The sequence below is a fragment of the Streptomyces sp. Je 1-79 genome, from assembly GCF_025195125.1.
Lineage (GTDB): Bacteria > Actinomycetota > Actinomycetes > Streptomycetales > Streptomycetaceae > Streptomyces.
In genome coordinates this window covers 108,849-129,257 of sequence record NZ_JAMGSL010000005.1, presented here as the reverse complement: position 1 = coordinate 129,257, position 20,409 = coordinate 108,849, and the positions used below count along the sequence as shown (strand labels likewise).

At 72.4% G+C, this 20,409-nt stretch carries 24 protein-coding genes and 1 riboswitch; of the genes, 10 read left to right on the top strand and 14 right to left on the bottom strand.

Annotated elements, in window-relative coordinates; all coding sequences use genetic code 11:
- Positions 1 to 32: 32 nt before the first annotated feature.
- Positions 33 to 242: a hypothetical protein gene (locus M5362_RS11165; protein WP_260227287.1), complete on the top strand. Its 210-nt coding sequence runs from the start codon at positions 33 to 35 to the stop codon at positions 240 to 242.
- Between the two features lie 63 nt (positions 243 to 305).
- On the opposite strand, the gene M5362_RS11160 is transcribed toward M5362_RS11165, so the two are convergent.
- The gene (locus M5362_RS11160; RefSeq protein WP_260227286.1) at positions 306 to 656 is read right to left on the bottom strand and encodes a PRC-barrel domain-containing protein; all 351 of its coding nucleotides are present in this window, start codon (positions 654 to 656) and stop codon (positions 306 to 308) included.
- A gap of 65 nt (positions 657 to 721) precedes the next feature.
- Positions 722 to 1,732, bottom strand: coding sequence for a DUF3048 domain-containing protein (locus M5362_RS11155; protein WP_260227285.1), 1,011 nt, complete (start codon positions 1,730 to 1,732; stop codon positions 722 to 724).
- Positions 1,733 to 1,818: 86 nt separating this feature from the next.
- Between M5362_RS11155 and M5362_RS11150 the strand changes: the two genes are divergently transcribed.
- Both M5362_RS11150 and M5362_RS11145 read left to right on the top strand, forming a co-directional pair.
- Positions 1,819 to 2,550: a 1-acyl-sn-glycerol-3-phosphate acyltransferase gene (locus M5362_RS11150; protein WP_260227284.1), complete on the top strand. Its 732-nt coding sequence runs from the start codon at positions 1,819 to 1,821 to the stop codon at positions 2,548 to 2,550.
- A gap of 64 nt (positions 2,551 to 2,614) precedes the next feature.
- Positions 2,615 to 3,649: an NAD(P)-dependent oxidoreductase gene (locus M5362_RS11145; protein ID WP_260227283.1), complete on the top strand. Its 1,035-nt coding sequence runs from the start codon at positions 2,615 to 2,617 to the stop codon at positions 3,647 to 3,649.
- Between the two features lie 50 nt (positions 3,650 to 3,699).
- Here M5362_RS11145 and M5362_RS11140 read toward each other — a convergent pair whose 3' ends face one another.
- From M5362_RS11140 to M5362_RS11105, 8 genes are all read right to left on the bottom strand, one after another.
- Positions 3,700 to 5,277 carry an alpha/beta hydrolase gene (locus tag M5362_RS11140; protein WP_260227282.1) on the bottom strand — a complete coding sequence of 526 codons (1,578 nt, stop codon included), beginning with the start codon at positions 5,275 to 5,277 and terminating at the stop codon, positions 3,700 to 3,702.
- Positions 5,278 to 5,408: 131 nt separating this feature from the next.
- Positions 5,409 to 6,152, bottom strand: a complete 744-nt coding sequence (locus tag M5362_RS11135) for an urease accessory protein UreD (RefSeq protein WP_260227281.1) — start codon at positions 6,150 to 6,152, stop codon at positions 5,409 to 5,411.
- Entirely contained in the window at positions 6,149 to 6,838 is a 690-nt protein-coding gene (gene ureG / locus M5362_RS11130; RefSeq protein ID WP_260227280.1) for an urease accessory protein UreG, read from the bottom strand. Before ureG ends, M5362_RS11135 begins: the two co-directional genes overlap by 4 nt.
- Positions 6,839 to 6,857: 19 nt before the next feature.
- Positions 6,858 to 7,589, bottom strand: a complete 732-nt coding sequence (locus M5362_RS11125) for an urease accessory protein UreF (RefSeq protein ID WP_260227279.1) — start codon at positions 7,587 to 7,589, stop codon at positions 6,858 to 6,860.
- Positions 7,589 to 9,310: an urease subunit alpha gene (locus M5362_RS11120; RefSeq protein WP_260227278.1), complete on the bottom strand. Its 1,722-nt coding sequence runs from the start codon at positions 9,308 to 9,310 to the stop codon at positions 7,589 to 7,591. Before M5362_RS11120 ends, M5362_RS11125 begins: the two co-directional genes overlap by 1 nt.
- Positions 9,303 to 9,647, bottom strand: a complete 345-nt coding sequence (locus M5362_RS11115; protein WP_260227277.1) for an urease subunit beta — start codon at positions 9,645 to 9,647, stop codon at positions 9,303 to 9,305. Before M5362_RS11115 ends, M5362_RS11120 begins: the two co-directional genes overlap by 8 nt.
- A gap of 16 nt (positions 9,648 to 9,663) precedes the next feature.
- Positions 9,664 to 9,966, bottom strand: a complete 303-nt coding sequence (locus M5362_RS11110) for an urease subunit gamma (protein ID WP_260227276.1) — start codon at positions 9,964 to 9,966, stop codon at positions 9,664 to 9,666.
- Between the two features lie 140 nt (positions 9,967 to 10,106).
- Complete coding sequence (locus M5362_RS11105) at positions 10,107 to 10,727, bottom strand: TetR/AcrR family transcriptional regulator (RefSeq protein ID WP_260227275.1); 621 nt, start codon at positions 10,725 to 10,727, stop codon at positions 10,107 to 10,109.
- A gap of 106 nt (positions 10,728 to 10,833) precedes the next feature.
- Between M5362_RS11105 and M5362_RS11100 the strand changes: the two genes are divergently transcribed.
- Complete coding sequence (locus tag M5362_RS11100) at positions 10,834 to 11,826, top strand: ABC transporter permease (RefSeq protein ID WP_260227274.1); 993 nt, start codon at positions 10,834 to 10,836, stop codon at positions 11,824 to 11,826.
- Between the two features lie 57 nt (positions 11,827 to 11,883).
- On the opposite strand, the gene M5362_RS11095 is transcribed toward M5362_RS11100, so the two are convergent.
- Positions 11,884 to 12,168, bottom strand: coding sequence for a type II toxin-antitoxin system Phd/YefM family antitoxin (locus M5362_RS11095; RefSeq protein ID WP_260227273.1), 285 nt, complete (start codon positions 12,166 to 12,168; stop codon positions 11,884 to 11,886).
- Between the two features lie 55 nt (positions 12,169 to 12,223).
- Between M5362_RS11095 and M5362_RS11090 the strand changes: the two genes are divergently transcribed.
- The 3 genes from M5362_RS11090 (at position 12,224) to M5362_RS11080 (ending at position 14,152) form a co-directional block, all read left to right on the top strand.
- A complete protein-coding gene (locus M5362_RS11090; RefSeq protein ID WP_260227272.1) occupies positions 12,224 to 12,847 on the top strand; it encodes an ATP-dependent Clp protease proteolytic subunit in 624 nt (207 codons plus the stop codon).
- A 7-nt stretch (positions 12,848 to 12,854) separates the two neighbouring features.
- Positions 12,855 to 13,160 (top strand): hypothetical protein, encoded by a 306-nt coding sequence (locus M5362_RS11085; RefSeq protein ID WP_260227271.1) that lies wholly within the window; start codon positions 12,855 to 12,857, stop codon positions 13,158 to 13,160.
- A gap of 314 nt (positions 13,161 to 13,474) precedes the next feature.
- Positions 13,475 to 13,672, top strand: a riboswitch (cyclic di-AMP (ydaO/yuaA leader).
- Positions 13,673 to 13,675: 3 nt separating this feature from the next.
- Positions 13,676 to 14,152: a C40 family peptidase gene (locus M5362_RS11080; protein ID WP_260227270.1), complete on the top strand. Its 477-nt coding sequence runs from the start codon at positions 13,676 to 13,678 to the stop codon at positions 14,150 to 14,152.
- 137 nt (positions 14,153 to 14,289) lie between these two features.
- On the opposite strand, the gene M5362_RS11075 is transcribed toward M5362_RS11080, so the two are convergent.
- Positions 14,290 to 14,913 carry a LysE family translocator gene (locus tag M5362_RS11075; protein ID WP_260227269.1) on the bottom strand — a complete coding sequence of 208 codons (624 nt, stop codon included), beginning with the start codon at positions 14,911 to 14,913 and terminating at the stop codon, positions 14,290 to 14,292.
- Between the two features lie 72 nt (positions 14,914 to 14,985).
- On the opposite strand from M5362_RS11075, the gene M5362_RS11070 reads away from it, so the two are divergent.
- Entirely contained in the window at positions 14,986 to 15,891 is a 906-nt protein-coding gene (locus M5362_RS11070; protein WP_260227268.1) for a LysR family transcriptional regulator, read from the top strand.
- A gap of 21 nt (positions 15,892 to 15,912) precedes the next feature.
- On the opposite strand, the gene M5362_RS11065 is transcribed toward M5362_RS11070, so the two are convergent.
- Both M5362_RS11065 and M5362_RS11060 read right to left on the bottom strand, forming a co-directional pair.
- The gene (locus M5362_RS11065) at positions 15,913 to 16,365 is read right to left on the bottom strand and encodes an ATP-binding protein (RefSeq protein WP_260227267.1); all 453 of its coding nucleotides are present in this window, start codon (positions 16,363 to 16,365) and stop codon (positions 15,913 to 15,915) included.
- Positions 16,366 to 16,523: 158 nt separating this feature from the next.
- Positions 16,524 to 17,690, bottom strand: coding sequence for an 8-amino-7-oxononanoate synthase (locus M5362_RS11060; protein ID WP_260227266.1), 1,167 nt, complete (start codon positions 17,688 to 17,690; stop codon positions 16,524 to 16,526).
- A 144-nt stretch (positions 17,691 to 17,834) separates the two neighbouring features.
- Between M5362_RS11060 and bioB the strand changes: the two genes are divergently transcribed.
- Both bioB and M5362_RS11050 read left to right on the top strand, forming a co-directional pair.
- Positions 17,835 to 19,097: a biotin synthase BioB gene (gene bioB / locus M5362_RS11055; protein WP_260227265.1), complete on the top strand. Its 1,263-nt coding sequence runs from the start codon at positions 17,835 to 17,837 to the stop codon at positions 19,095 to 19,097.
- Positions 19,090 to 20,370, top strand: a complete 1,281-nt coding sequence (locus tag M5362_RS11050; protein ID WP_260227264.1) for an adenosylmethionine--8-amino-7-oxononanoate transaminase — start codon at positions 19,090 to 19,092, stop codon at positions 20,368 to 20,370. Before bioB ends, M5362_RS11050 begins: the two co-directional genes overlap by 8 nt.
- The last annotated feature ends 39 nt before the right edge of the window (positions 20,371 to 20,409 follow it).

The window sequence follows — 20,409 nt, the reverse complement described above, 5'->3', positions numbered from 1 at the left end:
AGGACGGCCCCCGTCAGGAGGAGGGCGGACCCATGTCCGGTCCCACGAAGGCGATGAGCGTGATCACGGTCGCGGCCCTGGTGCTGACGACGGCATACACGGTGGCGCTCGGTAGCAGCGGCTGGCTGTGGTTCGGCTGGGTGGTGCTCGGGGTGGTCACCATCGGTATGGCCGCCGCCGACAGCTCCGTCCCGGCGGGACCGGGCCGTCGCGGTCCGGGCAGGCCGGGTCCCCAGTCCTGAAGTGCGGGCCCCAGTCCTGAAGCCCCGTCGCCGCCTCGGGCCCGGTCCGGCTCGGCGCGGGTCTCACATGTGCCGGTTGCTGTAGTAGTGCTCCGTCAGCTTGATGAAGTTGCCGTCGTCCTGGTGCTGCCCGCTCTCGAAATCCGGCGACTCCTTGACGTCGTCGCGCGAGCAGGAGAGACGGATCGTCTCGTTCTCGGTGTCGACGCGGGAGACCAGGCCGGCGGGCAGCAGGACCCGCCGACCGAAGATCCACGGTCCGGTGTCCACGACGAGGTAGGACCGGCCGACGTCCTCGGTGTGCTTGTCGACCTTTCCGATGGCCCCGTCGGTGGCCTCCACCGAGAAGCCGATGAGCCGGGTTCCGGGCACGTGTCCCGCGGACTCGGAGTATCCCCACATGTCGGCGCCCATGGCGCGTCTCCTCCCTGGTCGCGTCCTTTCCGGTCGTGCGCGGCGGGTACCCGGTGCGGGCCCGGCTATCCGCGTGGGGCGAGAACGACCCAGGTCCGGCCGGGGGCGAAGTTCAGAGGCTCCCCCTCCGCAGCGGTGAAGGCGGTGCCGTTCGCGGCGGCCGGGCGGCTCCAGCGGGCTTCGTGGGCGCGGCCGTCGCGCAGGACGACGGCGCTGCCGCTGCCGACCGTCTCGGTGTACGGGGAGACACTGCCGAGGACGTCGTGGAAGCGCGACGGCCGGATGTCCACGTACTGCACCACGACGGTCGACGCCGTGACCGGACCGTCGTCGGTGGTACGGGCGGGTCTGCCGTCCATCGTGACCCGCCAGTCCTTTTCAGCCGCGTTCCAGGTGAAGGTGTAGCGGGAGGCCGGGAAGCGCACGGTGCGCTCGTTGACCGGCTCGCCGCCCTCGGGGGCCGGTCCGAAGCGGAATCCGATGTCCTTGGCGTCTTCCGCTTCGGGGGCGGCGGCGAGCGCCCGCCCGGGCAGCACGTAGAGGTTGTGGGGCGCGGCCCGGCCGCGGTCGCGGACGTACGCCCCGGGGGCGTCCTCGGGTGGCAGGGCGTACAGCGGGGCGGCCTTGAGCAGCGGTTTCAGGGCGGACTGGGAGCCGGAGTAGGCGAGCGCGGGGCGGCCGAACTGCCGGAGCAGCTCGATGTCGGACTCGCGGGCGCTGCGCACCGGACCGATCCGGTCGGGGAGCTGCCCGGAGTAGACGGCGAGCAGCCGGGTCTGGCCTCCCTCGACCTGCTCGACGTAGACGAGGTCGGCGGCGCCGAGCCCGGTGTGGGGGCGGGCCGGCGGCACGTTGTCGATCTTGACCGCGAGGACCGGGGCCGCCCGGGCGGGCAGTCCCGTGAAGGGCGAGACGCCCTGCGGGACGGGGGCGGTCGGGGTGGTGCTCGGGGTCGGTTCCGGGGTACCGGAATCGGTACATCCGTACAACCCGGCGGTCGTCAGGGCGCAGAGGAACGCGGTGGCGGCTGCGCCGGGCCTTCTGCGTCGCGTCGTGCGGGGGCGTTCGGCAGCCATCGGGACCCACTCTCCGTCTCCAGTGTGGACCAGGGTCGCGCCAGTGGTTACAAATAATCATCGCTCTACCGAGACGGGGGCAACAGTTGTTCTATTACGTCCTGAAGTACGTGCTGCTCGGACCCTTACTGAGGCTGGTGTTCCGGCCGCGCATCGAGGGCCTCGAACACATCCCGGAGGACGGCGCGGCGATCGTCGCCGGCAATCACCTGTCGTTCTCGGACCACTTCCTGATGCCGGTCGTCCTCAAGCGGCGGATCACGTTCCTCGCCAAGCAGGAGTACTTCACCGGGCCGGGGATCAAGGGAAGGCTGACCGCCGCGTTCTTCCGCAGCGCCGGCCAGATCCCGGTCGACCGCTCGGGCAAGGAGGCAGGGAAGGCCGCGATCCGCGAGGGGCTCGGGGTGCTGGCCAAGGGTGAACTGCTCGGCATCTATCCCGAGGGCACGCGCTCGCACGACGGACGGCTCTACAAGGGCAAGGTCGGGGTCGCGGTCATGGCGATCACGGCAGGGGTGCCGGTCGTCCCGTGCGCGATGGTGGGCACCTTCGAGATCCAGCCGCCCGGAAAGGTCGTGCCCCGGGTCAAGCGGGTCACCATCCGGTTCGGGCCCCCGCTCGACTTCTCGCGCTTCGCCGGCATGGAGGGCGAGAAGGCCGCGGTCCGCGCGGTGACGGACGAGATCATGTACGAGATCCTCGCGCTGTCCGGCCAGGAGTACGTCGACGACTACGCGGCCAAGGTGAAGGCCGCCGAGCAGGAGGCGAAGGCGAAGAACACCGGATCCCCGAGAAAGTTCCCCCGCGGGGAACGCTGACGGCGGATCCGCGCACGGCGAAAGAGCCTGGGCCGGTGATCACCTCCGCCGTAGCGTCGCGCCCATGGGACAAGGGAACGCACTCGTCGTCGGAGCGACAGGACAGGTGGGGCGGGCGGCCGTGCGGGCGCTCGTCGCGGACGGCTGGGAGGTGACGGCCGCCTCGCGGGGCGGCGGACGGGACGAGAGGTGGCCCGCCGAGGTCCGGTCGGTCGCCCTCGACCGGAACGAGGAGGGCGCGCTCGCCACGGCGCTCGGTGACGGCTGCGACGTCCTGGTGGACATCGTCGGCTACCACGCGGGGCACGGGCGGCAGTTGACGGGGCTCGCCGACCGGATCGGCTCGGCCGTGGTGGTCTCCAGCGGCGCGGTCTACGAGGACGACCGGGGCCGTAGCTTCGACACCCAGGAGGAGCCCGACGGCTTCCCCGCCTACCCGGTGCCGATCCCGGAGTCGTGGCCGACGGTCGCGCCGGGCGAAGGGACGTACGGGACACGGAAGGTGGCGCTGGAGCGGGAGCTGCTCGCGGCCGGCGAGGCGCTGCCGACGACCGTGCTGCGGGCGGGCGCGATCCACGGGCCGTACTGCCCGGGCCCGCGCGAGCTGTGGTTCGTCAAGCGGGCGCTCGACAGGCGGCCGGTGCGCGTCCTGGCGTACGACGGTGCGTCCCGGTTCCATCCGGTGCACGTGGACAACCTCGGGGAACTGGTGCGGCTCGCGGCGGCCGACCCGGGGACCCGGGTGCTCAACGGGGGTGATCCCGAGGCTCCGACGGTCGCGGAGATCGGCGCGGCGATCGACGCCGTCGTCGGGGTGGAGAGCGAGACGGTGCTGATCGAGGGGGCGCCGGAGGGCACGGTGGGGCTCACTCCGTGGACCGCGCCCCACCCGGTCGTCTACGACATGGGCGCGGCGCAGCGGGAGCTCGGGTACCGGCCGGTCGTCTCGTACGCCGATTCCCTGCCGGCGACGGTCGCGTACCTGTCCCGGCGGGTGGCCGAGCTGGAGTGGCGTCAGGCCTTCCCGGGCCTGGCGAAGTACGGGGTGGACTTCTTCGACTACGCGGCCGAGGACGCCTGGCTCGCCGCCCATGCGTGAGCGAGGGGCGGCCGTCGCGCGACGGCCGCCCCTCGGATGTCACCCCGTGACTACGGCCGGGGTGTGGCGTGCGGTGCGCACGTCACGTCCCGGCTGTCGAGCCTGCCGGTGAGGAGGTAGGCCTCCACCCGGGTGTTGAGGCACGGGTTGGCGAGGTTGGTGATGCCGTGCGAGCCGGCGTCCCGCTCCGTGATGAGGCGCGAGCCCTTGAACCGCTTGTGCAGTTCGACCGCTCCGGCGTACGGCGTGGCCGCGTCGCGCTCGGCCTGGGTGATGAGCACGGGCGGCAGGCCCTTGCCCGTACGGACCTCGGTCGGCCGCTGGCGCGGGGTGGACCAGGTGGCGCAGGGCAGGTTCATCCAGGCGTTGGCCCAGGTCATGAACGGGTACCGCTCGTGGAGCCGGCTGTTGTCCCGGTCCCACTTCCTCCAGCTGGTCGGCCAGGGGGCGTCCGCGCACTCGACGGCGGTGTAGACGGCGTTGCCGTTCTCGGATGCGGCGTTGCCGGCCGTGTCGGTGGGGTCGGAGGCCGCCGAGTCGATCAGCGGCTGCGGGTCACCCGCGACGTAGGCGCTCCAGGCCTCGGCGACCGGGGCCCACATCGAGTCGTAGTACGGCGCGTTCTGGAAGAAGCCGATGAGCTCGGCCGGACCGACCTTGCCGCCGAGGGGGTTCTTCTTGGCGTCGGCGCGCAGGATGTCCCACTGCCGGCGGACCTCGGGGTAGGTGTCGCCGAGGTGGTAGGTGGCGTCGTTCTGGGCGACCCAGGTCATCCAGTCCTTGAGCCGGCCCTCGAAGGCGATGTCCTGGTCGAGGTTGGCCTCGTACCAGATCTTCCGCGTCGACGGGTTGACGACGCTGTCGAGCACCATGCGGCGGACGTGCGTCGGGAAGAGGGTGCCGTAGACGGCGCCGAGGTAGGTGCCGTAGGAGACCCCGACGAAGTTGAGCTTCTTCTCGCCGAGCGCGGCGCGGATGACGTCGAGGTCACGGGCGGTGTTGAGGGTGTTGATGTACGGCAGGAGGTCGCCGCTCTTCTCCGCGCATCCCTCGGCGTACTCGGCGGCGAGCTTGCGCTGGGCGCGCTTGTCGGCCTCGCTGTCGGGGACCGGGTCGAGCTTGGGGCCCTTGACGAACTCGGCCGGGTCGACGCAGGAGATGGGCGCCGAGTGGCCGACGCCGCGCGGGTCGAACCCGACGAAGTCGTATGCCTTGGCGGCCCCCGCCCAGATGGTGTTCTTGGTGGTGACCCGCCGCGGGAAGCGCAGGCCGGATCCGCCGGGACCGCCGGGGTTGTAGAGCAGCGCGCCCTGGCGCTCGGCCGGGGTACCGGTGGCGCCGATGCGGTCGACGGCGATCTTGATCTTCTTGCCGTTCGGCTTCGCGTAGTCGACCGGGACTGTGACCCATCCGCACTGGATGGGCTTCTCCAGGCCCCAGTCCTCGGGGCAGTCCTCCCAGTCGATGCCCTGGTCCGCGGCGCGCTGGGCGGCGACGGCCGCTCCGCGCGCCTCCGCGTCGGGCCGGCCCCGGTCTTGGGCGCTCGCGGCCGGGGCGGCAAGCGCGCCCGCCACGAGCGTGCCCGCTATCAGAGTGCCGGCCGAGCCGAGCACTGCCGTGCGTCTCACGTGGTCGCTCCCCCTGTGGGTGTCGGTTGTCCGGGGGATCCTTTCGTCAGTGGGGCGCGCGGCGGAAGGTCGCACTGGTGTTTCTTTGCCGAACCAATAACCGGACAGCCGTGTACCGCTGAGCGGTGAACTCACCACGCGGCGAGGCTGTCCAGCGCTTCGTCGAGGATGCGGCGCAGCCGGAGCGCGTCGGGGGCGACGGCGGTGACCAGCGCCGCCGGTCCGGCGAGCGGAGCCAGGACGGCGTTCTCGGCGAGCGGCCGGGGCTCCACCGGCTTCTCCGCGAACTCCGGGTCCACCACCAGGAGTTGGCCCGCCGCTCGATGCCCGGCGAGCACCGCTCCGCCGTCCCAGCCACCGGCGGCTCCGGGTCCGTACGCCAGCTCCTGGTCGAGCAACGGGAGTCCGGCGCGGCGGACGGTGAGACGGGTGGCGAGGGTTCCGGTCTCCTCGCCGTGACGGCCGAGGATCTGCTCCTCCCTGAGCACGAGCCGTGCGGTGGAGGCGAGTTCGACGGTGGTGCGCATCGACAGGTCGGATCCCCTGGCGGAGACGAGCTGCTCGGGGAGCCAGCGCAGCACCGCGCCCTCGCCCACCGTGATCCGGAGGTCGTACGTGGCGGGTTCGGTGCCGCGGCCGGGCAGGGCGACGGTCGCGGCGGCCGAGTCGACCAGGAGCCGCGCCCCGTCCCGTACCTCCGTCTCGATCGCCAGCCGGTCGCCGCCGAGCGGCGCGCTCATGGCGCCGACGACGGTGACACGGGTGTACGCGTCGGTGGTACGCGTGCGGCGGAGTGCGAGGGGGCCGTCGCTCCGGAGGACGGGCAGTCCGCCGTCCGCGTCGGCGACGATCCGGGCGGTGGCGCGCAGGCTCATGCGGCGGCGGTCGTGGTCCAGGCGGCCAGCCGCTCGCGGACCCAGTCGGCGACGGGGGCGACACCCTGCTCGCCGGTGAGCGAGGTGAAGGCGACGGGGAGGTCGCCGCGCTGCGCCTTGGCGTCACGGGCCATCCGCTCCAGGTCGGAGCCGACGTACGGGGCGAGGTCGGTCTTGTTGACGACGAGCAGGTCGGCGGTGGTGACGCCGGGGCCGCCCTTGCGCGGGATGTCGTCGCCGCCGGCGACGTCGATGACGAAGATCTGGGCGTCGACGAGGCCCTTGGAGAAGGTGGCGGTGAGGTTGTCGCCGCCGGACTCGACCAGGATGAGGTCGAGGGGGCCCACGGTGTCCTCCAGCTCCTCGACGGCTTCGAGGTTGGCGGAGATGTCGTCGCGGATCGCGGTGTGCGGGCAGGCGCCGGTCTCGACGGCCTGGATGCGCTCGGGCGGCAGGACGGCGTTGCGGAGCAGGAACTCGGCGTCCTCGCGGGTGTAGATGTCGTTGGTGACCACGGCGATCGAGAGCCGGTCGCGCAGCGCCCGGCAGAGCGCGGCGACGGTCGCGGTCTTGCCGGAGCCGACGGGTCCGCCGAGCCCGATCCGCAGGGCGCGGCGGGTGCCGTCGGGGCGGTGGGCGTCGGCGGATACGGCGCCGAGGTGGTCGTGGGAGTGGTCGAGGTGCATGGGACGGCTCCAGTGGGTCTCAGGAAGCGAAGAGGCGTACGGGCCACGCCGCGTGCTGTTCGGCGGTGATGTCGAGGAGGGGTGCGGAGGCCGCCGGGAGGGCGCCGATGCCCAGGCGGGCCGCGGCGGCGGCGCGCTCCGCGACCCGGTCCATCTCGGGGGCGAGACGGGCGAGGACGGCGGTGGCCCGGAAGGGGTCGAGGCTGAGCAGGCGTACGGCGGCGGTGGCCGGGCCGCTGACCGTCTCGTACGCGACACAGTGCGCGGCGTCCTCGGGGCCGAGGCCCGCCGCCCGCGCGGTGACGCCGAGGACGACCGGCTGGTGCGCGCCGCGCGGGAACGCCGTGGCGAGCGCGTCGAGTTCGGGGCAGGGCCAGGTGGCTCGGGCGGCGCGCATCATCTGCCGGCCGAGCTTGCGGGCCACGGCGCGCAGGGCGGGTGACGGGGTGCGGGCGTCGGCGGCCGCGTCGAGCGCGTGCGGGTCGTGGCCGAGCGCGGCCGCGGCGGCGAGTCCCGCCGCGGTGAGACCGGTGGTGTGCAGTCGGCCGCGACAGAAGGCGGCCAGGCTCGCCGCGTCCGTGATCCGGCCGGCCTTGACGGCGGCCTCCGCTCCGCCGGAGTGGGCGTGCCCGCCGGCGGGGAAGCGCCCGTCGGCGAGCACCAGGAGCGCGGCCCGGCCGCCGGGGCCCGCGGCCGGACGGTCGTCCGGCCGGCCGCCGGGCTCGGTGAGCGGTGTGGTGGGCGCTGTCATCAGAAGAGGAAGTAGCGCTGGGCCATGGGCAGTTCCGCGGCGGGTGCCGGTTCGACCGCTTCGCCGTCGATCGTGACGGTGAAGGTGTCGGCGTCGACCTCGACCCGGGGCAGGGCGTCGTTCTCCCGCATGTCGGCCTTGGTGACCCTGCGGGTGCTGCGGATGGGCGTGAACTCCTTGTGGACACCGACGCGTTGCGGGAGGTCGTCCTCGATCGCCGCCTCGGCGACGAAGTTGAACGATCCCGCGGCGGCTGCCTTGCCGAGCGCGCCGAACATCGGGCGCGGCAGGACGGGCTGCGGGGTGGGGATGGAGGCGTTGGCGTCGCCCATCTGGGCGTACGCGATCTGGCCGCCCTTGAGCACGGTCTGCGGCTTCACACCGAAGAACGCCGGCTCCCAGAGCACGAGATCGGCGAGCTTGCCGGGCTCGACGGAGCCGATGAGGTGGTCCATGCCCTGTGCGACGGCGGGGTTGATCGTGTACTTGGCGACATAGCGCCGGGCCCGGTGGTTGTCCGCGCGGCCGTCGCCGGGCAGGGCGCCGCGGCGCTTCTTCATCACGTGCGCGGTCTGCCAGGTACGCATGATCACCTCGCCGATCCGTCCCATGGCCTGGGAGTCGGAGGAGATGATCGAGATGGCGCCCAGGTCGTGCAGGACGTCCTCCGCGGCGATGGTGGAGGGCCGGATACGGGACTCGGCGAAGGCGAGGTCCTCGGGGACGGCCGGGTTGAGGTGGTGGCAGACCATCAGCATGTCGAGGTGTTCCTCGATGGTGTTGACGGTGTGGGGCCGGGTGGGGTTGGTCGAGCTGGGCAGTACGTACGGCTCGGAGACGACGGTGATGATGTCGGGGGCGTGCCCGCCTCCGGCGCCCTCGGTGTGGTACGCGTGGACGGTGCGGCCGGCGATCGCGGCGAGGGTGTCGCCGACGAAGCCCGCCTCGTTCAAGGTGTCGGTGTGGATGGCGAGTTGGGCGCCGGTCTCCTCGCAGACGCTCAGACAGGCGTCGATGACGGCCGGGGTGGCTCCCCAGTCCTCATGGATCTTGAACCCGAGCGCCCCGCCCCGGAGTTGGGAGTGCATGGCGTCCCGGGACATGGTGTTGCCCTTGCCGAGCAGTCCGATGTTGACGGGGAAGGTGTCGAGGGCCTCGAACATCCGGGCGAGGTGCCAGGGGCCGGGGGTGATGGTCGTGGCCTTGGTGCCCTCGGCCGGGCCCGTGCCGCCGCCGACGAGGGTGGTGACTCCCGTGGCGAGGGCCTGCTCGACGACGGTCGGCGAGATGAAGTGGACATGGGCGTCGACGGCGCCCGCGGTGACGATCTTCCCGTTGCCGACGATCACCTCGGTCTCGGGGCCGATGACCAGTTCGGGGTGGACACCGTCCATGGTGTCGGGGTTGCCGGCCTTGCCGATGCCGGTGATCCGGCCGTCGCGGATGCCGATGTCGGCCTTGACGACACCCCAGTGGTCGATGATCACGGCACCGGTGACGACGGTGTCGGGCGCGCCTTCGGCACGGGTCGTACGGGCCTGGCCCATGGACTCGCGGATGACCTTGCCGCCGCCGAACACGGCCTCGTCGCCCGCGCGACCGGGGCCGCCGGAGCGGTCCTCCTCGATCTCGACGAGGAGATCGGTGTCGGCGAGCCGGATGCGGTCGCCGGTGGTGGGCCCGAACAGATCGGCGTAGACGGCACGGTGGAGCTCAGGCATGGTCGGCCCCCTCGGCCTCGGCGTCGGACGGGTCGAGCGGGCCGGCGGTCTCGCCGCGCAGACCGGGGACGACACGACGGCCCCGCAGCGGTACGAGTTCGACCTCGACGGGGATCCCCGGCTCGAAGCGCACGGCGGTGCCGGCGGCGATGTGCAGCCGCTGTCCGTGTGCGGCCGCGCGGTCGAAGTCCAGTCCGGGGTTGGCCTCGGCGAAGTGGTAGTGGGAGCCGACCTGGACGGGCCGGTCGGCGGCGTTCAGGACAGTGAGGCGGGTGACCGGCCGGCCCTCGTTGAGGGCCACGGGACCTTCACCGAAAAGGATCTCTCCGGGAATCATCGGCGGTACTCCCCCGTCACACGATCGGGTCATGGACGGTGACGAGCTTGGTGCCGTCCGGGAAGGTGGCCTCGACCTGGACGTCGTGGATCATCTCGGGGATCCCCGCCATCACGTCGTCGCGGGTGAGCACCTTGCGCCCGGAGGCCATGAGTTCGGCGACGGTACGCCCGTCGCGCGCGCCCTCCAGGATGTGGCACGTGATCAGGGCGACGGCTTCGGGGTGGTTGAGCTTCACTCCGCGCGCCCTGCGCTTCTCCGCGACGTCCGCCGCGACATGAACGAGCAGGCGTTCCTGCTCGTGCGGGGTCAGTTGCACGCTTCCACCTCACAGTCGTCCACCGGGCGGTTCACTCCCGGACAGCAGCGGACCTTACCGATCTTCAACACTCTGTTGAGCTGCGGTGATCGGCTGCTCGGCCAGACATTGCACGTTAGGGCGGAAGTTTTTCCGGCGCGTTAACTCGGCCTTTGCATCTCCATGGACATCAGCCCGCGCAGGCCGTCCTCCAGGATGTCGACCTCCACGTCACCGAAGAGCGCCTGCTGGGCGATGAAGCCCTGGGCCGTGGCGATGAGGGTGCGCGCGACCCGGTCGGCCGGGACGTCCGCCGTCATGATCCCGTTCGCGCGGTAGGCCTCGACGAGCTCCCCCCACGCCTCGCGCATGCCGTCGTACCCCGCGGAGAGCGTCTCGAAGAGCTGCTCGTTGCGGAGGGTCTCCGACCAGACCTGGAGGATGAGCCGGGCGAAGGCCTGCCGGTCGGCACCCGCGACGCGCTCCTCCAGGAAGAGCCGCAGGACCGCGCCGAGCAGCACGTCGGGCGTGGGCGGCGGAGTCGCGCGGGAGGCCTCCTCGAAGGCGCTGCGGATTCCGGTGAACGCCTCCGTCGCGATGGCGCCGATCAGCTCTTCCTTGCCGCGGAAGTAGCGGTATACGGCGCCGGCCGAGAGGCCCACCTCGGTCAGCACGTCCGCCATCGATGTGGCATGGAAGCCGTTGCGGGCGAAGCAGCGCGCGGCGCCGTCGAGGATCTGCCGGCGGCGGGCGTCGAGGTGTTCCTGGGATACACGGGCCATGCACAGAACCTAAAACGAACATTCATTCTTGACAAGCGCCCGCACCGGCGGGACAGTGGCCCCACTACGCAAAACGAACGATCCTTCTCTTTGAATCGAGAACGTCATGCCTGCCACCGCCACCCGTAAGACCCTCGCGGTGATGGTGCTGATCCCGGTCGTCGTGGCCTTGGCCCTGTGGGCCTTCGCCTGGCCCGCCGCCCGGATCGCCCCCCGCGACCTGCCGATCGGCGTCGCGGGTCCCGCCACCGCGACCGCCCCTCTGGAACAGCGTCTCGCCGCGCACGACGGGGCCTTCGAGGTCCACCGCTACGACTCCGAGGCCGCCGCCCGTACGGCGATCGAGGACCGGGCCGTATACGGCGCGGTGATCGTCACACCGCAGGGCCCCGAACTGCTGACCGCCTCCGCCGCGAGCCCGGTGGTCGCCGGGCTGCTGCGCGAGGCCGTGGCCGCCCAGGCCCCGCCGGGCACCCAGGTGAAGGTGACGGACGTCGTGGCGACCCCCGCCGGCGATCCCCGCGGCAGCGCGTTCGGGGCGAGCCTGTTCCCCCTGGTCCTGGCCGGCGCCGCCTCCGGCATCGTGGTGACCGTCCTCGGTCTGCGCCGTGGCCGCGCGACGCTCGCCCTCCTCGGCGCCGCCGCGCTCGCGGGCGTCGTCGGCGCCTCGCTCGCCGACAGCTGGCTCGGCGCGCTCTCGGGTTACTGGTGGACCGAGGCCGGCGTCCTCGGGCTGACCGTGTTCGCCATCGGCGCCACGATCGCGGGGCTCGCCGCCCTGATCGGCAAGCCGGGCCTGGGCCTCGGCGCGCTGCTCATGGTGCTGCTGGGCAACCCGTTCTCGGGGGTGGCGAGCGCGCCGGAGTTGCTGCCCGTGCCGGCGGGCGCGTTGGGTCAGTGGCTGCCGCCGGGCGCGGGCGGGACGGCGCTGCGCTCGGTCGCGTTCTTCGACGGCGCGGGCGCGGGCGCGGCGCTGCTGGTCCTCGCCATATGGGCGGCCGCCGGGACGACCGCGCTGCTCGTCGGCGGCCGGCGCGACCGCGCCGCGGCTCTGCCTGCGTCCGCCCCGGCCGCCCCCGAAGCGGCACCCGTGGGCTGACGCCCCTCTCGTACGGCCGCGTGCCCCCGCTGTAGCGGACGGGGGCACGCGGCTCTGTCATGCGCCGGGGGTGCCGGGGGTGCGGTGGCGGGCCGCGAGGCCGAACCGGCCCTGTTCACCCGGAGCGGACGACAGCGGGCGGACCTCGGAGACGGTGCTGACCGCCAGGTCCTCGGCCGTCTCGTGCTCGGTTTCGAGTTTCGCCAGGTCAGCGGCCGATACCAGGGCCACGAGCGGCTTCCCGTGCCGGGTCACGACGACGCGCTCGTTGCCGTACACCACGCGGTTGATCAGGTCGGCGAGCTCTGCTCGTGCTTGCGTCACCGGAATCTCGTAGGCCATGCTCCTCATCTTACGGCCTGTACGTCCTGTACATTTTTTACAAGGAGGCGCCGTCATGCACGCTCGCTACGTCCTGCCCGAGCTCACCGAGCGCACCAGCTTCGGGAGCCGGACCCTCGACCCGTACTCCAAGCTGCTCGAGGAGCGGATCGTCTTCCTCGGCACGCCGATCGACGAGACCTCGGCCAACGACGTCATCGCCCAGTTCCTGCACCTGGAGTACGACGCCCCGGACCAGGACATCTCGCTCTACATCAACTCCCCCGGCGGTTCGCTCAGCGCGATGGCCGCGATCTACGACACGATGCAGGTCGTCACCTGCGACGTGGAGACCACCTGCCTCGGCCAGGCTGCGTCGACGGCCGCCGTGCTGCTCGCGGCCGGCGCGCCGGGGAAGCGGCTCGCCCTGCCGGGCGCCCGGGTCGTGCTCCAGCAGCCCACGACGGACGAGCCGTTGCAGGGGCAGCCCAGCGACCTCGACATCCAGGCAAGGGAATTGATCAGGCTGCGCGCGATGGTGGCGGGGATGCTGGTCACCCACACCGGGCAGAGCCGCGAGCGGATCGACGCCGACATCGACCGCACCACGATCCTCGACGCGCGTGCCGCGACCGACTACGGCCTGGTGGATCACGTGATTCGGAATCGCGGGGCGGCCGGCGACGCCGGGGCCAGGTGAGCCGGGGATGGTGCCCGAGCTGCCGCCGCTGCCGGCCCTGACGCGCGCCGAGGGCGAGTTCATCGACGCGTACCTCGAAGTCGTCGATCTGCTGGGGCGGATCAATCCATCCAGGTCATCGCATACGTATGGGGCGCTGCGCGCGGCCCAGGCCCTGGTGGGGAGGGTGAACGCGCTGCGCGACGCGCTGACGGTCATGCATGTGCGGGGCGAGAGCGAGGTCCACGCGGAGACATTGGCCCGCGCTCTGCGGGTGTTGGACGGGGAGCGCCGGGCAGGCCGGGTCACGGTCCCGGAGACGCCGGACAGTTGACAGACGGGCGTGTCGTGTCGAGGTCCACTCGGAGCAGCGGAGCCGCAGAATCGCTCCCCCGTTCGGCGTAGTCGATGAATCGACTTATGTGCGGGGTGAGTTGCGCAACAGGTGTACGCATCTGGCGGAATGGGGCGTTCCACCCCTGGTCCGGGACTCATCGGCCAAACCTCCGACGATCACGAAACATGCCTGTCCACCCGAATGGATCAGTCGTGAGGAGCCTCACATAACGTCGTTTCGACTCGGATTTCGCCCGGGATCTGGGTCAAGATCCCTCACGACGACAAGCCCCCGCCACCGCGGCGGGGCGGTCCGGGCGGACGCCGAGTCCTGCCGCTGTCCCGGATGCCTGGTCGACAGGAGTGGATCGGCAGGAGTGGAGGACCCGAGCAGTACGGGACGGCCGGCCAGTGGGGCCGTTCCTCGGGGTGAAGCCGCAGCCGCGGCCGGGCGACTTCGCCAGCCCGAACCCGACAGGTCATCCTTCACAGGCGGCTGACGAAGGGTTGCGCATGACTGCGCAGATTCATGTCCCGTCCATGCTGTCCCGGGCCGGAGCCGTCTCGGTTCTCACCCTCGCCGCCCTCGGCGGCACGATGCTGGCACCAGGTGCCGCACCGGAGGCCCAGGCCGCGACGTCGCACGCCGGCAAGGCGCTGAACATCGCGGCGTCGAAGAAGGGATCGCCCTACAGGTACGGAGCGTCCGGACCCTCCAGGTTCGACTGCTCGGGGCTCACGCTCTACTCGTACAAGAAGGCGGGCAAGTCACTGCCTCGTACCGCGCAGCAGCAGTACAACAAGACCCGGCACATCTCCGCGTCCAGCAGGCGGAAGGGGGACCTGGTCTTCTTCCACTCCGGTGGAAGGGTCTACCACGTGGGGATCTATGCGGGGAGCGGCAAGATCTGGCACTCGCCCAAGACCGGCTCCTGGGTGAAGCTCGACAGGATCTGGTCGTCCAAGGTCTATTACGGCCGGGTCCGCTGACACCCTGCCTCATGCCCTGACATGTGACATGACGTGACGGGGAGTGCGGTGGCGCCGCCGCACCTCTCGCCCTCGCGGCGCCCCGGAGACACCCGTCAGTGCCCCGGAGACACCCCTCAGCGCCCCGGAGGCATCCCTCAGTGCCCCGGCGACACGAGCAGCGTCACGCCGAGGGCGGCGAGCATGCCGCCCGTCACGCCCTGGACGGTCCGGGCCGTCCGCGGCCGCCGCAGCCGGTGGCCGAGGCGGTCCACCAGGACCGCCACCAGCGGGAACCAGAGCAGGGCCAAGAGCACCACGACCGACGCGAGCAGCAGCGTGCGGGGCAGCACCGCCGCGCCCTCCGGCACGAACTGCGGCAGCAGACTCAGGAAGAGCACCGGCGCCTTGGGGTTCAGGACGTTGGTCAGGAAGCCCTGGCGCAGCGCCCGCCCGGCCGCCCGCTCCCCCGCGGTGTCGGCCGACGACTCGCCCGTCGCCCGCAGCGCGCCGCGCAAGGCCTGCACGCCGAGGTAGAGGACGTACGCGCCGCCGACGATCTGCAGGGCCCGGTAGAGCGCGGGTACGGCGATCAGGACGGCCGCGAGTCCGGCTATAGCGAGGGCGGTGTGCACCAGGAGCCCGCCCGCCACCCCGACGGCACAGGCCACTCCGGCCCGGCGCGAGGCGAGAGCGCTGCGGACGACGACGGTGAAGTCCGCGCCCGGCATGGCCACCATGCCCGCCGCGACCCCGACGAAGGCGATCAGCTGTCCATCCATGGCCCCAGCCTGCCCGGTGCGAGCCTTTACTGTGTAGACACGATCTCGTGGGTCTGGCCAAAGGGATGCTTTATGCAGGATCTGGTGCGGCTCGCGGCGCTGGTGGCCGTCGCCGAGGACGGCTCGATCACCCGGGCCGCCGCTCGACTGGGCTACACCCCGCCCGCTCTCTCGCAGCAGCTCGCCAAGCTGGAGCGGGAGGCGGGGGCCGCGCTGCTCGTACGCCACCACCGCGGCGCACGGCTGACGCCGGCGGGCGAGCTCCTCGTCGTCCGGGCCCGCCGGGTCCTGGACGAGATGGAACGGGCCCGGCACGAGCTGGCGCGGCTCAGCGGGCTCTCCGGCGGCACCCTCCGCGTCGGCACCTTCACCACCGTGGGAATCCACCTGCTCCCCCCGGTCCTCAGCGCGTTCCGCCGGGCCCATCCGGACGTGGAGCTGACGGTCGCGGAGTACGAGCCGCCGGGCGGGGTGATCGCGGTGGCGGAGGGCGAGGTCGATCTGGCGCTCACCCACGCCTACGAGCCGGCCGAGCCGGCGCCGCTGCCGCCGGGGGTCGAGCTGGAACCCCTGCTGGTGGAGGAGCTGGTCCTCGTCACGGCGCCGGGCCATGTCCTGGCGGAGGGTTCGGGGCGGCTGCCGATCGAGGAGCTCGCGGGTCAGCCGTTGATCAGCAGCGCGCCCGGCCATCCGCCACGACGGGGCGTGGAGGGGGCGCTCGCCCGGGCCGGTGCGACCCCTTCGGTGGTCTGCCGTACGCCGGGGTACGCGCTGGTGTGCGCGCTGGTCAGCGCGGGGCTCGGGGTGGCGGTGGTACCGGAGATGGTCGCCTCGACGGCGTCGTCGCCGCTGGGCGTACGGTCCTTGGAGCCGACGTCGTTCCGCCGGACGATCTCGGTGGCGCACCGCGGCGAGGAGTCGGGCCCGGCCGCCCGCTCCCTGCGGGCCCTGCTGCGCGGCGGGTTCGCCCGAGGCTGACGGGGGTGGGTTCGCGCGGGGCTAAGAGGTCAGAGGGGTGAGCACGTGGTGCGGCGAGGCCGTCCAGGGGAGGCTGATCCAGACCGTCTTGCCGCCCTCGGCGGTCGGCGTGACCGAGAGCCGGCCGCCCGCCTCCGCCGTCAGGATGCGGATGATGACCATGCCCCGGCCGTTGTCCTGCTGCACCGCGGCCGGAAGCCGCTGGGGCCAGCGGGGGTGGCTGTCGGTGACCCCGATGTGGAGCTGCTCCTCGCGCTCCAGCCGGACGTCGACGGTGAAGGTGGGCGACTGCCCGAACGTGTGCTGGACGGCGTTGGTGGCCAGCTCCGAGACGATCAGCCGGATCGTGTCGTCGGTGTCGCTGCCACCGGTGAGCCCCCATCCGCCGAGGACGTCGGCGACATAGCGCCGGGCGGCGGAGACCGAGGCGGGATCGCTCGGCAGAGTGACGGTTGCTTCCTGGTGGTCTGCCATGGCGACGCTGTCCCTTTCCCACCGGGCCCGGCCCGGATTGCGCTTCGCGTCAGAGTGCCACCGATCGCACCGCCCCGGGGGGCGATCCACCAAGATATGGGCATATTTGTCGCTCGAAGCGGTGAACTCTGCCCCGAGGGGCCACATTTGGGACGCGATCAGTGGGTGGGCGGTGCGGTCCGCACGATCGTGGCGACGGCCTGCTCGACCTGGGCGGCCGTCAGATCCGCGCGGGCCGTGAGCCGCAGCCGGGAGATGCCGTCCGGGACCGACGGCGGCCGGAAGCAGCCGACGGCGAGCCCCTGCTCCCGGCAGTCGGCGGCCCACCGCAGCGCCGCGTCGGGCGAGGGCGCGCGGACGGAGACGACGGCCGCATCCGGGCGTACGGCGGTCAGACCGGCCGCGGTGAGCAGCCGGTGCAGCGTGGTGGCGACGGTCCTGGCGCGCTCGGCGAGGCCGGGCTCGCCCTGGATCAGCCGCAGGCTCGCCAGCGCTCCACCCGCGGCGGCCGGGGCGAGCCCGGTGTCGAAGATGAACGTACGGGCCGCGTTGACCAGGTGCTCGACGACCCGGGCCGGGCCCAGGACCGCTCCGCCCTGGCTGCCCAGCGACTTGGAGAGGGTGAGGGTCGCGACCACGTCCGCGTCGCCCGCGAGCCCGGCGGCGTGGAGGGCGCCCCGGCCTCCGTCGCCGAGCACGCCCAGGCCGTGGGCGTCGTCCACGACGAGCCCGGCACCGTGGGCGCGGCAGGCCTCCGCCAGCTCGGGCAGCGGGGCGCGGTCGCCGTCCACGGAGAAGACGGAGTCGGAGACCACGAGGGCGCGGCGGTCCGGGTGGGCCTGGAGTGTCTTGCGTACGGCCTCGGGGTCGGCGTGCGGGACCACGGCCGTCTCGGCGCGCGAGAGCCGGCAGCCGTCCACGATCGAGGCGTGGTTGCCGGCGTCGGAGACGATCAGCGCGTCGCGGCCGCTCAGCGCGGTGAGGGCGGCGAGGTTGGCGGTGTAGCCGGACGAGAAGACGAGGGCCGCCTCGAAGCCGCAGAAGTCGGCGAGTTCGCGCTCCAGGCGGGTGTGCAGCCGGGTGGTGCCGGTGACGAGCCGCGAGCCGGTGGAGCCCGCGCCCCAGCGGCGGGCCGCCTCGGCCGCCGCCTCCGTGACCTCCGGGCGGCGGGTCAGTCCGAGGTAGTCGTTGCTCGCCAGGTCGAGCAGGTCCGACTCCGCGGCCCGCGGCCGGAGCGTGCGGACGAGCCCCGCCTCCGCGCGTCGGCGTGCCTCGGCGTCGGTCCAGTCGAACGCGGTCCGGCGGGTGTCCTCGTCCCGGTGCATGGGGCAGATCCTTTTGTAGGCAGCGCACAGACCCTAACCGTCCGTGGCCGGGGACAGGGTGTGGCCATGCACACACCTCAAACGGGCTCGTTTGTTCAGATCCTCCTTGGCCGCGAGGCGTGCCGTAGGCGAGGATCAGCCCTTATGGACCTGCTGAACACGCTGGTGGACAAGGGGCTGCGGCGCGAGCTGCCGAGCCGTGAAGAAGCGCTCGCCGTGCTGGCGACCTCCGACGACGAACTGCTCGATGTGGTGGCCGCGGCCGGCAAGGTGCGCCGCCAGTGGTTCGGGCGGCGCGTGAAGCTCAACTACCTGGTCAATCTGAAGTCCGGGCTGTGCCCCGAGGACTGTTCGTACTGTTCGCAGCGGCTCGGCTCGACGGCCGGGATCCTCAAGTACACCTGGCTGAAGCCGGACGAGGCCTCGCAGGCGGCGGCCGCCGGTGTCGCGGGCGGTGCGAAGCGGGTCTGTCTGGTGGCGAGCGGCCGGGGACCGACGGACCGGGACGTGGACCGCGTCGGCAAGACCATCGAGGCGATCAAGGAGCAGAACGAGGGCGTCGAGGTCTGCGCGTGCCTCGGTCTGCTCTCCGACGGCCAGGCGGAGCGCCTGCGCGAGGCGGGCGCCGACGCGTACAACCACAACCTGAACACGTCCGAGGGGACGTACGGGGAGATCACCACCACCCACACGTACCAGGACCGGGTGGACACCGTGCAGAAGGCGCACGCCGCCGGTCTGTCGGCCTGCTCGGGTCTGATCGCGGGCATGGGCGAGAGCGACGAGGACCTGGTCGACGTCGTCTACGCGCTGCGCGAGCTGGACTCGGACTCGGTGCCGGTCAACTTCCTGATCCCCTTCGAGGGCACTCCGCTCGCGAAGGAGTGGAACCTCACCCCGCAGCGCTGCCTGCGGATCCTGGCGATGGTGCGGTTCGTCTGCCCGGACGTGGAGGTCCGGATCGCGGGCGGGCGCGAGGTGCACCTGCGCTCGATGCAGCCGCTCGCGCTGAACATCGCGAACTCGATCTTCCTCGGCGACTACCTGACCAGCGAGGGCCAGGCGGGCCAGGCAGACCTGGACATGATCGCGGACGCGGGCTTCGAGGTGGAGGGCGCGGGGACGACCACGCTGCCCAAGCACCGCGCGGACGCCCTCGCGGCGGCCGCGGGCGCGGCCGGCGGGTGCGGCTCCCACTCGTCCGGGGGCTGTGGCTCCGAGGCGTCGGCGGGCTGCGGTTCGCATGCGGAGGCCGGCGGCGGCTGCGGGCCGTGCGGCGGCCACGCGCCGGCGGCCGAGGCGGCCCCGGAGGCCGAGCCCGCCGCCGAGGCCGTGCCGGGCGCCCGCACCGACCTCGTGGCCGTACGCCGCCGTGGGGCCGGGACGGAGCTCGCCCCGAATGCGTAACGACGAACTGCTCGCCCTGGACCGGGCGCACGTCTGGCATCCGTACGCCCCCATGCCGGGCCGTACGGACCCGCTGGTCGTCGCGTCCGCGTCCGGTGTGCGGCTCCGGCTCGCCGAACCCGTGCACGGACAGGCCGAGTTGATCGACGGCATGTCCTCGTGGTGGTCCGCGATCCACGGCTACGGCCACCCCGTGCTCGACGAGGCGGCGCGCGGCCAACTGGACCGGATGAGCCACGTCATGTTCGGCGGGCTCACCCACGAGCCGGCCGTGCGGCTCGCCACCCGTCTGGTGGAGATCACCCCCGCACCGCTCCAGCACGTCTTCCTCAGCGACTCGGGCTCGGTCTCCGTCGAGGTCGCGGCCAAGATGTGTCTGCAGTACTGGCGCTCGGTGGGCCGGCCGGGCAAGCAGCGGCTGCTGACCTGGCGCGGCGGCTACCACGGCGACACCTGGCAGCCGATGTCGCTGTGCGACCCCGAGGGCGGGATGCACCAGCTCTGGGCGGGCGTGCTCCAGCAGCAGGTCTTCGTGGACGCGCCGCCGGTCACGTACGAGGAGTCGTACGCGGAGATGCTGCGGGAGCAGATCGCGCTCCACGCGGACGAGGTCGCCGCGGTGATCGTGGAGCCCGTGGTGCAGAACGCGGGCGGGATGCGGTTCCACCCGCCGGAGTATCTGCGCGTCCTGCGCGAGGCGTGCGACGAGCACGGGGTGCTTCTGATCTTCGACGAGATCGCGACCGGCTTCGGCCGTACGGGCACGCTCTTCGGCGCCGGTCACGCCGGGATCTCGCCCGATGTGATGTGTCTGGGCAAGGCGCTGACCGGTGGCTATCTGTCCATGGCGGCGACGCTCTGTACGACGCGGATCGCCGAGGGGATCTCGCTCGGCGAGGTCCCGGTGCTCGCGCACGGTCCGACGTTCATGGGCAACCCGCTGGCCTCGGCCGTGGCCCTCGCCTCGCTCGACCTGCTCCTGTCCCAGGACTGGGAGCAGGAGGTCAAGCGGATCGAGACGGGGCTCCGCGAGGGGCTCGCCGAGGCCGCCGCGCTGCCCGGCGTCCGGGACGTGCGGGTGCTCGGCGCCATCGGTGTCGTCCAGCTCGACCACGACGTCGACATGGCCGCGGCCACCGAGGCTGCGGTCCGGTCCGGCGTGTGGCTGCGGCCGTTCCGCGACCTGATCTACACGATGCCGCCGTTCGTGACCGGCGACGACGATCTGGCCCGTATCTGCGCCGCGGTACGCGCGGCCGCGGTGGCGGGCTGACCCGCCGGGCACGGAGCACCGGAAGCCGGTCCGTGCCGC

Coding starts and splice junctions, on each gene's coding strand:
- M5362_RS11165 (WP_260227287.1), top strand. CDS start 33: ATGTCCGGTCCCACGAAGGCGATGAGCGTGATCACGGTCGCGGCCCTG.
- M5362_RS11160 (WP_260227286.1), bottom strand. CDS start 656: ATGGGCGCCGACATGTGGGGATACTCCGAGTCCGCGGGACACGTGCCC.
- M5362_RS11155 (WP_260227285.1), bottom strand. CDS start 1,732: ATGGCTGCCGAACGCCCCCGCACGACGCGACGCAGAAGGCCCGGCGCA.
- M5362_RS11145 (WP_260227283.1), top strand. CDS start 2,615: ATGGGACAAGGGAACGCACTCGTCGTCGGAGCGACAGGACAGGTGGGG.
- M5362_RS11135 (WP_260227281.1), bottom strand. CDS start 6,152: ATGAGCCTGCGCGCCACCGCCCGGATCGTCGCCGACGCGGACGGCGGA.
- ureG (WP_260227280.1), bottom strand. CDS start 6,838: ATGCACCTCGACCACTCCCACGACCACCTCGGCGCCGTATCCGCCGAC.
- M5362_RS11125 (WP_260227279.1), bottom strand. CDS start 7,589: ATGACAGCGCCCACCACACCGCTCACCGAGCCCGGCGGCCGGCCGGAC.
- M5362_RS11120 (WP_260227278.1), bottom strand. CDS start 9,310: ATGCCTGAGCTCCACCGTGCCGTCTACGCCGATCTGTTCGGGCCCACC.
- M5362_RS11115 (WP_260227277.1), bottom strand. CDS start 9,647: ATGATTCCCGGAGAGATCCTTTTCGGTGAAGGTCCCGTGGCCCTCAAC.
- M5362_RS11105 (WP_260227275.1), bottom strand. CDS start 10,727: ATGGCCCGTGTATCCCAGGAACACCTCGACGCCCGCCGCCGGCAGATC.
- M5362_RS11100 (WP_260227274.1), top strand. CDS start 10,834: ATGCCTGCCACCGCCACCCGTAAGACCCTCGCGGTGATGGTGCTGATC.
- M5362_RS11095 (WP_260227273.1), bottom strand. CDS start 12,168: ATGGCCTACGAGATTCCGGTGACGCAAGCACGAGCAGAGCTCGCCGAC.
- M5362_RS11090 (WP_260227272.1), top strand. CDS start 12,224: ATGCACGCTCGCTACGTCCTGCCCGAGCTCACCGAGCGCACCAGCTTC.
- M5362_RS11085 (WP_260227271.1), top strand. CDS start 12,855: ATGGTGCCCGAGCTGCCGCCGCTGCCGGCCCTGACGCGCGCCGAGGGC.
- M5362_RS11080 (WP_260227270.1), top strand. CDS start 13,676: ATGACTGCGCAGATTCATGTCCCGTCCATGCTGTCCCGGGCCGGAGCC.
- M5362_RS11075 (WP_260227269.1), bottom strand. CDS start 14,913: ATGGATGGACAGCTGATCGCCTTCGTCGGGGTCGCGGCGGGCATGGTG.
- M5362_RS11070 (WP_260227268.1), top strand. CDS start 14,986: ATGCAGGATCTGGTGCGGCTCGCGGCGCTGGTGGCCGTCGCCGAGGAC.
- M5362_RS11065 (WP_260227267.1), bottom strand. CDS start 16,365: ATGGCAGACCACCAGGAAGCAACCGTCACTCTGCCGAGCGATCCCGCC.
- M5362_RS11060 (WP_260227266.1), bottom strand. CDS start 17,690: ATGCACCGGGACGAGGACACCCGCCGGACCGCGTTCGACTGGACCGAC.
- bioB (WP_260227265.1), top strand. CDS start 17,835: ATGGACCTGCTGAACACGCTGGTGGACAAGGGGCTGCGGCGCGAGCTG.
- M5362_RS11050 (WP_260227264.1), top strand. CDS start 19,090: ATGCGTAACGACGAACTGCTCGCCCTGGACCGGGCGCACGTCTGGCAT.